At 61.2% G+C, this 13098-nt stretch carries 8 protein-coding genes and 1 riboswitch; of the genes, 2 read left to right on the top strand and 6 right to left on the bottom strand.

Going from position 1 to position 13098, the window contains the following annotated elements; all coding sequences use genetic code 11:
• Nucleotides 1-110: 110 nt before the first annotated feature.
• A complete protein-coding gene (yjeH, locus tag G505_RS0106030; RefSeq protein WP_028108755.1) occupies nt 111-1340 on the top strand; it encodes an L-methionine/branched-chain amino acid transporter in 1230 nt (409 codons plus the stop codon).
• A 50-nt stretch (nt 1341-1390) separates the two neighbouring features.
• Here yjeH and G505_RS0106035 read toward each other — a convergent pair whose 3' ends face one another.
• A complete protein-coding gene (locus tag G505_RS0106035; protein WP_028108756.1) occupies nt 1391-2605 on the bottom strand; it encodes a 4Fe-4S binding protein in 1215 nt (404 codons plus the stop codon).
• Nucleotides 2606-2776: 171 nt separating this feature from the next.
• Between G505_RS0106035 and G505_RS22350 the strand changes: the two genes are divergently transcribed.
• Entirely contained in the window at nt 2777-3370 is a 594-nt protein-coding gene (locus G505_RS22350; RefSeq protein WP_028108757.1) for a TetR/AcrR family transcriptional regulator, read from the top strand.
• Nucleotides 3371-3596: 226 nt separating this feature from the next.
• Here G505_RS22350 and G505_RS0106050 read toward each other — a convergent pair whose 3' ends face one another.
• From G505_RS0106050 to G505_RS0106070, 5 genes are all read right to left on the bottom strand, one after another.
• A complete protein-coding gene (locus G505_RS0106050) occupies nt 3597-5195 on the bottom strand; it encodes an isocitrate lyase (protein WP_028108758.1) in 1599 nt (532 codons plus the stop codon).
• A gap of 27 nt (nt 5196-5222) precedes the next feature.
• Nucleotides 5223-6845 carry a malate synthase A gene (gene aceB, locus G505_RS0106055; protein ID WP_028108759.1) on the bottom strand — a complete coding sequence of 541 codons (1623 nt, stop codon included), beginning with the start codon at nt 6843-6845 and terminating at the stop codon, nt 5223-5225.
• Nucleotides 6846-7553: 708 nt separating this feature from the next.
• Nucleotides 7554-10667 carry an efflux RND transporter permease subunit gene (locus G505_RS0106060; RefSeq protein WP_028108760.1) on the bottom strand — a complete coding sequence of 1038 codons (3114 nt, stop codon included), beginning with the start codon at nt 10665-10667 and terminating at the stop codon, nt 7554-7556.
• Nucleotides 10668-10675: 8 nt separating this feature from the next.
• On the bottom strand, nt 10676-11806 hold the full coding sequence (locus G505_RS0106065; protein WP_028108761.1) for an efflux RND transporter periplasmic adaptor subunit: 1131 nt from the start codon (nt 11804-11806) through the stop codon (nt 10676-10678).
• A gap of 104 nt (nt 11807-11910) precedes the next feature.
• Entirely contained in the window at nt 11911-12891 is a 981-nt protein-coding gene (locus G505_RS0106070; RefSeq protein WP_028108762.1) for a calcium/sodium antiporter, read from the bottom strand.
• 6 nt (nt 12892-12897) lie between these two features.
• Nucleotides 12898-13065: riboswitch (yybP-ykoY riboswitch) on the bottom strand.
• Nucleotides 13066-13098: the final 33 nt, after the last annotated feature.

Consider the following 13098-nt stretch of genomic DNA (forward strand, 5'->3'; position numbering starts at 1 on the left):
AGCCGACGATCCGTCGGCAAACTCCGATAGTTTGCGTGCCATTTCCGACGCCGACAAGAGAAAATTCGGCGTACACTTGCCTCTATTATCCCTTAACACCAGAACCAGTCATGACCGAATTGAAAGGCACCATAGGGCGCTGGCAGGGGGTGGGACTGATCACCACCTCCCTGCTGGGCACCAGCGTATTCATCCTGCCGGAGCTCACCGTCAAAATGGCGGGAGAGGGCGCCATGTGGGCCTGGATGCTGCTGGTGGGCGCCATCCTGCCCCTGGCGCTGATCTTCGCCGAACTGGGCAAACGCTTCCCCAACGCCGGCGGCCCCTCCCACTTCGTCCAGCTGGCGTTCGGTCGCCGCCTGGGCACCAGTGTGGGTATGCTGTTCCTGATGGCCGCCCCCATCGGCACCCCGGCGGCGATCATGATGACCTTCGAGTTTATCCGCCCGCTGGTGCACCTGGAAGGCAGTGCCCTGCTGCTGGCCCAGTTGGGGATGCTGGCCGGGCTGTGGCTGATCAATGTGCGCGGCATGCAGCTCTCCAGCTCCCTGCAACTGGGGCTGACCCTGGCGATCCTGGCGGTGGTACTGGGGGTCAGTGGCGGCCTGTCCCTGCCCAGCGGGGAGCTGCCCCAATTTACCCCGGGCGTCTGGGGCGCCTTTGCCCTGGCGCTGTGGGCCTACCTGGGCGTGGAGGTGGTCAGCCATCTGTCCGCCGAATTTAAGCGCCCAGAGCGGGACTTTGTGCCGGCCATGGTGATCGCCACCCTGCTGGTGGCCGCCATCTACCTGCTCTGCACCGCCCTGATTCAATCGCTCCCCGCCGGGGAAGGCCTGGCCATGGTGCGCCTGTTCAACCATGTGCTGGGCGGCGGCGGTGAGCTGGTGGTCGGAGTGCTGGGCACCGCCGCCGGCATCGCCACGGTCAATACCTATCTGGCAGGCATGTCCCGCCTGGGCTGGAGCCTGGCCCAGGAGAAGCAGCTGCCGCCGCTGTTCGCCAGACTCAATCGCCATCGGGTGCCCGCCCTGGGGCTTGGGGTGCTGCTGTCGGTAGTGGCCGGTTCTCTGGTATTGGCCCACGGTTTTGGCTGGGGCTTTGAAACCCTGCTGGAAGCGGTCAATGGGGTATTCGTGGTGATCTACCTGCTCTCCATGCTGGCCGCCTGGCGTCTGTTGCCCGGCCGCTTCCGTCTCAAGGCCGCCAGCGGCAGCATCGCCTGCCTGCTGTTCGCCTGGTCTCTGGGCGGGGCCATGGTCTACGGCGCCCTGATCTTCCTCGGCGTCTGGTGGTGGCAGGGGCTGCGCGCCAAATGGCTGAAGCCTTGCCTGGAGCGCTGACGCGCCAGGCTCAAATAGAAAAAGGTGCCCCGAGGGCACCTTTTTTCTTGTTAATGCCCCAGGAAACCCAGGTTGTTCAACAACACACTACGAAACTCGGGGTCGGTGCTGCTCTGCCACAGGTCCGCCCCATGGAGCAGGAAGGGCAACACCAGCATCACCAGCATCAGCCACAGCACCAGGGCCAGGGGCGACAAAGGTAACCTATGACCGGGCAGGCTAACGGTCACCGCCCCCTTCACCGGACAGGCGCTGACACAGCGCTGACAACTGTTGCACTCATCGCTGTGAACCGTGCCCCGTCTGTCCACCGGAATTCCCGCCGGACAGGCTCGGGTGCACTTGTCGCAGGCCATCCCCTTGGCCTCCTTGAGGCAACGCTGTGGGTTACGACGCACCTTGAAGGGACTCAGCAGGCCACCGATGGCCAGCCAGGCACCGTAGGGGCAGAGGTAACGGCACAGGGCACCCCGGCGCAGGGCCATCACCGCCACCACCAGCACCACACACAGGGCGGTCACCAGGGTCGGGCTGGCAAACAGGTACCACATCTTCAGATCCGCCGCCTGATGATACCGGCCATTGAGGAAGCCGACGGATCCCTGGCCCCCCAGACTGAGGACGATGGCAATGATGCCACCGAGCAAGATGTATTTCAGCGAGCGCAGCGGCCAATCCAGCCAGGCGGGCGGCGTCAGCTTGGCGGGCCAGAATTTCAGACGGAACTGGTAGAGTCGCTCCCCTACCCACCCCAGAGGACAGATCCAGCCACAGAAGGCACGCTTGACCCCAAGGCTCACCAGCAGGGTCAGCAGCAGCAGGATCACCCCGGCGGGGTGATGGCCGTCCCAGTAGCCTTCGACCAGCCAGGCCTGCAGCTGGATTCCGGCGGCGATGGGCAAAAAGCCATCCACCAGATCCGGCCGGGCGATCCAGGGGATGCCGTCCCACAGCTGCATCACATGCAGGGCGTACTGGACGGCGATGGCGCCAAAGGAGAGGGCACAAGCCGCCTGGGCGTAACCGCGCCACTGATCCACCCTTTTCAGGGCCGGAGGCGGCAGGGTCACCAGGGCCGAAGTCAGCACCATCAGTGCCGCCAGCAACAAAAAAGCCCCCCACACCAGGGGTGCCAGGGAGAGAACCCAGGCGGTCAACGCCAGGGCGGCGGCGGGAAACCAGCCCATCTTGGGCCAACGGCTCAGCAGCAGCCAGGCGCCCAGGGCGGCAAACAGAGCCAAGGAGAGGAGTTCGGTAATGGTCACAATGTTCTATCCAATTGTCCTGTGGTCACTTTTTTTGCCTCTTTCCTGAGAAAATGACCGCGATCCCAACCCGGACAGTCTAATTTGCTCCCTGCCCCTCACCTAAGGACAATGGGGGCCCCTCAGTCCCAACTGAGACAGAGGGACCCATCTGTCCCACCGGAGTACGCCATGCAAGCAGGCCAGCGCCAGAAAAACCGCACCGTGACCCGGCTGATCAACGCCTTCACCGGACTGATTGGCCAGCGACACTATCATGAACTGGGGGTGGCGGAGATCGCCGAGGCGGCGGATGTGGGGCGCAGCACCTTCTATCGCCACTTCAAGAGCAAGGCGGATCTGCTGGTGGGGCTGCATCGCAGCATCTTCCAGGATCTGTTCGCCGATCTGCAGAGCAGCGAACAGTGGCTGGCTGAGACCCCGCCCCCGTCACTGGAGCGCTTCCTGGCACAGTACCAGAGTCGTCATTGCCTGCGCCGGGCGGTGGCCTACCGGCTGGGGACGGACACCGGCTATGTCTCCCGTCACACCCGCGAGCTGCTCACCACCCTGGTGGAAGAGAACCTCGGCCACTGCTTCGCCGACCAGCAGCTGACCCTGCCCCTGCCGCTGCTGGCCCACTCCATCGCCGGCTCCTACGCCTGGATGCTGACCCAGTGGCTCTCGGGAAAGCAGAATTACAGCAACGATGAGATGGCCCTGCACATCCATCAGCTCAGCCGCTCCGCCATAGTGGCGGCGCTAAAGAGTGACAACCGAGGCTAAAAGCGGGACGAAAAAGGGGGAGTGGCCGCAAGATCCACTCCCCTAAGCACAAGCAACGTAGCTAAATTGGAAGGATTGGGGTACTCGGGGTACCCCATGGCTGACGGCTGGGAGTCACTCCACTCCGTCAACCCACCGCCCTACTGCATGGCGGTGGATGGAGCACCGGCCTCCAACTGCTCGAAGCCGGTCACGGCGATGGCCGAGGGAGGCCAGCGCCACACCACTAACCGAACTGGTTCATGGTGTTGTCTTTGCCGGCGGCTTTCAGGGCCGCGTCACCGGAGAAGTACTCCTTGTGATCGTCACCCATGTCGGAGCCGGCCATGTTCTGGTGCCTCACACAGGCGATGCCCTGGCGAATTTCCTGACGCTGGACGTTCTTCACGTAGCCCAGCATCCCTTGCTCACCGAAGTACTCCTTGGCCAGGTTGTCGGTGGACAGGGCCGCGGTGTGGTAGGTGGGCAGGGTGATCAGATGGTGGAAGATCCCCGCTTCACGGGCGGCGTCCGCCTGGAAGGTGCGAATCTTGGCATCCGCTTCCTGGGCCAGTTCGGTGTCGTCGTACTCTTCGCTCATCAGGTTGGCACGGTCGAAAGCAGACACATCCTTACCCGCTTCGCTCCAGGCATCAAACACCTGCTGGCGGAAGTTCAGGGTCCAGTTAAAGGAGGGGCTGTTGTTGTAGACCAGCTTGGCGTTGGGCACCACTTCGCGGATGCGGTTTACCATAGCGGCAATCTGGCCAACGTGAGGCTTCTCGGTCTCGATCCACAGCAGGTCGGCACCGTTCTGCAGTGAGGTGATGCAGTCCAGAACCACCCGGTCCTCACCTGTGCCCTTACGGAACTGGAACAGGTTGGAGCGCAGGCGCTTGGGCTTGAGCAGCTTGCCATTGGCCTTGATCACCAGGTCACCGTTGGCGATGTCATCGGCGCTGTCGATGTACTCTCCGTCCAGGAAGCTGTTGTACTGATCACCCAGGTCACCGGGTTCTTCGGTGATGGCGATCTGCTTGGTCAGGCCGGCACCCAGAGAGTCGGTACGGGCAACGATAACCCCGTCATCCACCCCCAGCTCCAGGAAGGCGTAACGGACGGCGCGGATCTTGGCCAGGAAGTCCTCATGGGGCACGGTCACCTTGCCATCCTGGTGGCCACACTGCTTCTCGTCGGACACCTGGTTCTCAATCTGGATGCAGCAGGCACCGGCTTCAATCATCTTCTTGGCCAGCAGATAGGTGGCCTCCTCGTTACCGAAACCGGCATCGATGTCCGCCACGATGGGCACGATGTGGGTCTGATGGTTGTCGATCTGGCTCTGGATCTCCGCTTCCTTGGCGCTGTCACCGGCCTCTCGGGCCGCGTCCAGGGCACGGAACAGGCCACCCAGCTCACGGGCATCGGCCTGGCGCAGGAAGGTGTACAGCTCCTCAATCAGACCGGCCACCGAGGTCTTCTCATGCATGGACTGATCCGGCAGAGGGCCGAAGTCGGAACGCAGGGCCGCCACCATCCAGCCGGACAGGTACAGGTAGCGACGGTCGGTGCTGTTGAAGTGCTTCTTAATGGAGATCATCTTCTGCTGACCGATGAAACCATGCCAGCACCCCAGAGACTGAGTGTACTGGGAGGGATCGTTATCGTAGCGCTCCATGTCGGCACGCATGATCTTGGCGGTGTAGCGAGCGATATCCAGGCCGGTCTTAAACTTGTTCTGTGCCTTCATCCGGGCGGCGAACTCCGGATTGATGGCGTTCCAGGCACTGCCCTGAGACCCAATCAAAGTGGCTGCGTTGTCGATGTCTGACTTGTAGGTGGACATAGTGTTACTCCTTGAAATTGCAAATCCTTAAGAAACCGTTTCTTGGGTCAAAATCTGGTAGCCGGACAGGGTCAGGAACTCTGCCAGCTCATCGGCTGTGGTCAACTGCTCGAACAGTTCGGCAGCCCGGTCGAAGGCGCCGCCGTTAAAGCGCTCATCCCCCAGTTCGTCCCGTACCACCTTGAGCTCCTGTTTCAGCATGGAGCGGAACAGATCGGCGGTTACCAGCTGGCCATTGCTCAGGTGCTTGCCATGCTTGATCCACTGCCAGATGGAGGAGCGGGAGATCTCGGCGGTGGCGGCGTCTTCCATCAATCCATAGATGGGCACACAACCGTTGCCGGTGATCCAGGCCTCGATGTACTGCACCGCGATGCGGATGTTGGCACGCATGCCCGCCTCGGTGGCCTCACCCTCGCAGGGCATCAGCAGTTCACGGGCGGTGATCGGGGCATCCACATCCCGGGTGATGTGCAGCTGGTTGTCCATGTCCGGACCGATGTGATCGTTGAACACCGCCATGGCGGTGTCCGCCAGCCCAGGGTGCGCCACCCAGGTGCCATCGTGACCGTTGCGGGCTTCCAGCTCCTTGTCCTGGTTCACCTTGGCCAGCACCTGCTCCTGTTTGGCGGGGTCCTTGGCGGGAATGAAGGCCGCCATGCCACCCATGGCCAGGGCGCCGCGCTTGTGGCAGGTCTTGATCAGCAGTCGTGAATAGGCGGACAGGAAGGGCTTGTCCATGGTCACCTGCTGGCGATCTGGCAGCACCCGGTCGGGATAGCTGCGCAGCGTCTTGATGTAACTGAAGATGTAATCCCAGCGACCGCAATTCAGTCCGACAATGTTGTTGCGCAGCTCGTAGAGGATCTCATCCATCTCGAACACCGCAGGCAGAGTCTCAATCAGGCAGGTCACCTTGATGGTGCCGGGCTGCAGACAGAACTTCTCTTCGGTGTAGGCAAACACCTGGGCCCACCAGCGTGCTTCCAGGTGGCTCTGCAACTTGGGGATGTAGAAGTAGGGGCCGGAGCCCTTCTTCAGCAGGGTGCGGTAGTTGTGGTAGAAGTAGAGCGCAAAGTCCATCAGGGCACCGGGAATGGTCTCCCCGTTGAACAGCACGTGGTTGTCCTTCAGGTGCAGGCCACGAACCCGGGCAATCAGTACCGCCGGATCCTCATCCAGCTGGTAGTGTTTGCCGTTGGCGGGATTGGTGTACTCGATGGTGCCTTCCACCGCGTCTTTCAGATTCTGCTGACCTTCGATCACCTTATCCCAGGCCGGTGCCAGGGAGTCCTCGAAGTCGGCCATGAACACCTTAACCCGGGCATTCAGGGCGTTGATCACCATCTTACGCTCTACCGGGCCGGTGATCTCGACGCGGCGATCCCGCAGATCCTCAGGGATCCCCAGGATCTTCCAGTCACCGTCACGAATGTCCTTGGTCTCAGGCAGGAAGTCGGGCAATTGACCCGCATCCACCATCGCCTGGCGCGCCTCTCGTCCCGCCAGCAGCTGCTTTACAGCCGGCGCAAAGCGCCCGGCCAGATCCGCCAGAAACGCCAGTGCATCCTCACTTAGGATCGTGTCGTATTCCGGCTTGTGAGGACCGATAATCTTTAACCCCTGAGCTAACTCCGTAACCTGGCTCATATGGCGCACCTCCAGTGCAACTTTCATTTGTAACTAGAAAACCACTTTGCTTTGAAGCAAGCTTAGACCACTTTCGGTCAAGATATGCCCTAAAGGCTGTCTAATTAACCTGCTACAGAGGGATTTCAAGATCAACAGCCAAAAAGTAATTATTTTGCAGAAATATATTAACCTGTTGATTATATAGACAATTTAATTAGAACAAATGCTTTAAACGGCAGTTTTAATCATTCGACTGAAATTTGCCGATCGAATTCTACGCCTTTAGTCTAATATTGTGGTTATTTTCCTACATTTGTTTTTTCGGCAGGGTATTTATTCGCCTTTATTCACTTATTATCACAAGTAAGGCGATAGCCAGATATTGATTCCCCACAGCTTGGTAATGGCGAATATTTCGGTATAAAGCTGTTTTACCTAGTTTTTGATCTGTCCCCACCGGGAATCACCAACACAGGCGCTGGAAAGAGGCAAGGGGCCAGACGCCGGCTTTTCTCATCTTTTCTGAAGGGGGATGATGGAAGATAACGTGCGTTGGATCACGGGTTTGACGACAACAGGATGATTTGCTGCGCAATCCAGCCTGCTTCACCGGCTTCAGCCTTCCACACCAATTTGCGCTCCGATGAGGGGCAATATTGGGATTTGGCCGCCGTCTGCGCATAAAAAAAGGGGGCCGAAGCCCCCAGCTTTAAGCAGCAACGATGGTTAATCTGGCTGCCCTTTTACTTTTTCGCGCATGCTCTGCAGCAGGTAATAGAACACCGGCACCAGCAGGGTGCCCACCACTCCGGCCATCACCATGCCACCAAACACCGCATAACCCAAGCTGTTGCGACTCTCTGCCCCCGCGCCCGTGGCCACCACCAGGGGTAGCACGCCGAGGATAAAGGAGAACGCGGTCATCAGCACCGCCCTGAAGCGCAACTTGGCCGCGATGACCGCCGAGTCCACGACGCCCACACCGCTCTCCCGCTGCTGTTTGGCGAACTCCACAATGAGGATGGCGTTCTTCGATGCCAGGCCAATCAGCAGTACCAGGCCGATCTGGGTGTAGAGATTCACCTCAGAGCCCGCCAGCCACACATGGAGGAAGGCCCCCAGCACGGCCACTGGCACCGCCAGCATCACCGCCAGGGGGATGGTCCAGCTTTCATACTGGGCCACCAGGAACAGATAGGTGAACACCAGGGCCAGGCTGAAGATCAGCGGCGCCAGGTTGCCCGCCTTGATCTCCTGGTAGGTCTGACCGGTCCAGCTGAAGCTGTAGCCCGCCGGCAAGTTGCCTGCCGCCACCTGCTCCATGGCCGCCACCGCTTGCCCGGAACTGTAACCCGGGGCAGGAATGCCGTTGATCACCGCCGAACCATAGAGGTTGTAGTTGTTGACCACTTCGGGCCCCAGGATTGGCTCCACCCGGGTCAGGGTCGACAGCGGCACCATCTCTCCCTGGGCGGTACGCACATAGAAGCGGGAAATATCCCGGTCGGAGTTGCGGTACTCCTCCTCCGCCTGCAGCATCACCCGGAACACCTTGCCAAAGCGGTTGAAGTCGTTGACGTAGTTGCCACCCAACTGGGTCTGCAAAGTGGAGAACACCTCGGTCAGGGGGATCCCCAGGGCCTTGGCCTGGTTGCGGTCCACGTCCACAAACAGCTGCGGGGTATCGGCGCGGAAGTTACTGAATGCCATGGCAATCTCAGGACGACCATTGGCTTCGATGATCAGGCCGCGCATCACCTGAGCCAGTTCGGCGGCGCTGCGCCCCATGTTGTCCTGCAACACAAACTCGAAGCCGCCGACGGCCCCCACCCCGGGCAGGGGCGGCAGGGCAAACACCATCGCCTGCAGCAGCGGGTTTTGGGCGTAGATCCCCTGCAATTGGCGCATGATCGCCTTGTCGGTCAGCTCCGGCGCCTGGCGCTCATCCCAGTCATCCAGCACCACCACCAGCAGGCCGCCGTTGGAGGAGACCGAACCGGAAAGCACCGAGAACCCCGATGCATGAATGACGCTGTTGACCCCGGGCACCGCCAGAGTCTGGTCGACCATCTGGGCCATCGCCGCCTCGGTGCGGTTGAGGGAGGCGCCGTTGGGCAACTGAACGTCCACCAAGAAGGATTTCTTATCCTCGGCGGGCACAAAGCCGGTGGGCAGGGAGCTCCCCAGCCAGGCGGTGGCACCGATGGCGGCCACAAAGGCCAGCATCGCCAGACCACTGCGCCGGATCAGCACGCCCACCCAGCCACCATACCCCAGAGTCAGCTTATCGAAGTTGCGGTTGAAGGCCCCGAAGGGGCCGGTGGTCTTGGGCCGTGGCGCCTTAAGTACCGAGGCACAAATGGCCGGAGACAGGGTCAGGGCGTTGACCGAAGAGATCAACACCGCCACACAGATGGTCACCGAGAACTGGGCATACATCTGACCGGTGATCCCCGGCATCACCGCCGTCGGCGCAAACACCGCCAGCAGTACCAGGGTGGTGGCCACCACCGGACCGGTCACCTCCTCCATCGCCTTGATGGTGGCGGCCTTGGCGTCCAGCCCCTCCTCCGCCATGATGCGACTGACGTTCTCCACCACCACGATGGCGTCATCCACCACGATGCCGATGGCCAGGATCAGGGCAAACAGGGAGATGGTGTTGATGGTCATCCCCCCCACCAGCAGGAACACAAATGTGCCCACCAGTGAGACCGGAATGGCGATCCCCGGCACCAGGGTGGCGCGGAAATCCTGCAGGAACAGGTACACCACGGCGATCACCAGGGCCACGGAGACAAACAGGGTGGTCACCACCTCCTTGATGGAGACGGTCACAAACTCCGTGGTGTCGTAGAGGATGGTGTATTCCATGTCCTGGGGGAAGTTCTGGCGGAGCAGCGCCATCTGCTCACGCACCGACTTGGCCACCTCCAGGGCATTGGCATCCGGGCTCTGGTAGACGGCGATGATGGCACTGGGGGCGTTGTTGAGCTGGCCCTGGGCGTCATAGGTCTGAGAGCCCAGTTCCACCCGGGCGATGTCGCCAATCACCACCTTGGAGCCGTCGGGGTTGGAGCGCAGCACCACCTGCTCAAACTCCTCCACCTCGACCAGCCGGCCCCGGGTCTGCAGGCTCAGCTGAAACTGCTGATCCGGGGAGATGGGCGCGGAGCCGATGCGCCCCGCCGGCACCTGGATATTCTGCTCCTGCAGCGCCGCCTGCACATCACTGGCGGTGATCGCCAGGGCGGCCATCCGGTCCGGATCCAGCCAGATGCGCATGGCGTAATCCAGGCCACCGATGATCTGTACTTCGGACACCCCGCCCTGTCGGGCCAGCACATCCTTGACGTTCAGGGTGGCGTAGTTGGTGAGGAACAGCGAGTCCAGGCTGCCCTCAGGCGCCACCAGGTTCACCAGCATCAGGAAGTTGGGGCTCTGTTTCTTCACCCGAACTCCCTGCTTGGTCACCGTCTCCGGCAGCCTGGGCAAGGCCTGCTGCACCCGGTTCTGCACGTTCACCTGAGCGGCGTCCGCGTCAGTGCCCACCTCGAAGGTGACCGTCAGCGAGTAGCTGCCGTCGTTGGCGGATTTGGAGGACATGTAGATCATGTCCTCCACCCCGTTGACCTCGGCTTCGATCACCTGGGCCACGGTGTCCTTGACCACCTCGGCGCTGGCGCCGGAGAAACTGGTGGTGACGTTGATCTGCGGCGGTGACACATCGGGAAACTCCGCCACCGGCAGCAGGGGAATGGAGAGCAGTCCCGACAACGTCAGGACAATGGAGATAACGAAGGCAAACTTGGGCCTGAAGACAAAAAAGCGACTGATCATGCTGCCCCCTAACCCTGGTTAAAGGGGGTGGCACTGCGCTCGGTGGCTTTCACTTCCACCCCGGGGCGGATCTTTTGCAAACCTTCCACCACCACTTGTTCGCCATCCTTGAGGCCGTCGCGGACCTCCCAGTCCACACCAAACTGCTGACCCAGGGTCACCAGCCGCTTCTCTACCTTGTTCTCGGCACCGATCACGAACACATAACGCCCCTGCTGATCCTGTTGCACCGAGGCCTGGGGCACCAGCAGTGCCATCTCGGTTTCCGGCGCCTTCACCACCACGGTGACATAGGTGCCGGGAAGGACAAACTCGTCGGGGTTGGGAAAGGTGGCTCGCAGCTCCACCGTACTGGTGGCGGCGTCCACCCGGTTGGAGACGTAATCCACCTTACCCTGATGGGCATATTCATCCCCATTGGGCAGCCTCAGATTAAGAATGAGATCTTCCAGCCTGGGCAGGGCACTGGGGTTCTCCTGGATCACCCGGTAGGCATTGGACATCTCCCGGGCAGACACCTGGAAGGTCACCTGGATGGGGTCGACCTGGACCAGGGTCGCCAGATCCTGCTGCAGGTTGATGAGATCCCCCTGAGAGATCAATGCGGTGGAGATCTTGCCCGCAATGGGGGCGGTCACCTTGGTGTAGGATAGCTTGAGCTCAGCCGCCTCCAGGGCGGACTGAGCCTGGACCATCTGGGCTTCGGTCTGCAGCTTGTTGGCGGTGAGAGAATCCATGTCGGTGGCGGAGATCATCCCGTCGGGAAACAACTTCTTGCCCCGGCGCCAGTTGAGGATCGCCACATCCCGGGCGGCGACGGCCCGCTCCAGCTCGGCGGCCACCTGGGCGCGCTCCGCCTGGTAGGGGGCCGGGTCGATCTCAAACAGCAGCGCTCCCTGCTCCACATGCTCACCCTCAATAAAGTGGCGTTTGAGCATGGGTCCGGAGACCTGGGCCTGGATGCTCACATCCTCGCTGGCCTGGGTCCGGCCGACATACTCCATGCTGTAGGTCACCGGCTTAAGCGCCACGGTCGTCGTGGTGACGCTGGGCGGCGGCGGCGGGGGCGCCGTGGTGGCCTGATTACAGCCTCCTAACAGGGCCAACGACACGAAACCTAACCAGGCGATCCCTCTCATAGAGCTGCTCCTTACCCTTGGAATTCTGCATACTTGCACCTTCCCTGAGCATATCACAGCTTATCTATTGACCAAGTTTCAACTTACTGAATTGATCGATTTTTTTACGCTTGTGACAGCACTTCCAGAGTCAACAGCCCCATGTAGCCCGCGAACCCCAGAAGCAGCAGTGCCCCCGCCAGACGGTTCATGGGAACAAAGGGCGCCCGGCCGTGACGATAACGGGCCAACAGGAAGAACAGACCTGGGATCAGGGTCAGGGCAAACATCGCCGGGACATCTCTGGCCAGCACCTGCTCAGGCAGGGTCATGCCGTCGCCTATCAGGCCGGGGAACGCCAGCACCCCAAGCAGGTTGAAGATGTTGGAACCCACCACGGTGGCCAGGGTCATGTCATACAGGCCCCGGCGCACGCCGGCCACCGCCGCCGCCAGCTCCGGCAGACTGGTGCCGAAGGCGATCACCGTCAGGCCGATCACCAGTTCACTGACCCCGAAGGCCCGGGCCAGCTCGACACTGCCCCACACCATCACCTGGGAGCTGGAGAGCAGCAGCAACAGCATCAGCACGGTCTCTGCCATGGCGCGACCCCGGCCAATCTGCAGAAACTCCACCTCCAGCTCCTCATCACTGTTGTGACTGCGCCCGAGGTAGACGCCATACGCGATCATCGCCCCCAGCAACGCCAGCCCCTGGGGCCAACCCAACTCTCCCCCCATCAGCACCAGGGCGGCATAGGTCATCACCAGCAGCAGAATGGGAAACTCCCGCTTGAGAAAGCGTCGGCTGATCATCAGTGGTGTCACCAGGGCACAGATCCCCAACACCAGGCCGGTATTGATGATGTTGGACCCGATGGCATTGCCCACAGAGAGGCCGTCGGCGCCGTTGGCCGCCGCCACCGCACTCACCAGCAGCTCAGGTGCCGAGGTACCGAACGCCACTATGGTCATGCCGATAAATACAATGGAGAGACCAAAGTGGCGCGCCAGGGTTGCGGCAGACGCAATCAACCTGTCGGCACTGACACTCAGCACCAGAAAGCCGCCAAGCACGGCAACAATGGGAAGCAGTAATGAAGACATAGATACAACTCAGAGGGCAGATAACACGAACGCTCCCTCCCCTGCCCTCTGCGGAGATGGCGCGTTCGAGTCTCACCAAGCTGAGGCTTACAGCCCCGCCGGCAACACCACAGCCGAATGGCCGAGGATGTTGATGTTGCCCCCTGCTTTTGCAGGGCGGTTACTCCCCCGAAGTCGACGGCCATTATAAAGGTACTCTGGGCAGCA

The organism is Ferrimonas futtsuensis DSM 18154 (assembly GCF_000422645.1).
Lineage (GTDB): Bacteria > Pseudomonadota > Gammaproteobacteria > Enterobacterales > Shewanellaceae > Ferrimonas > Ferrimonas futtsuensis.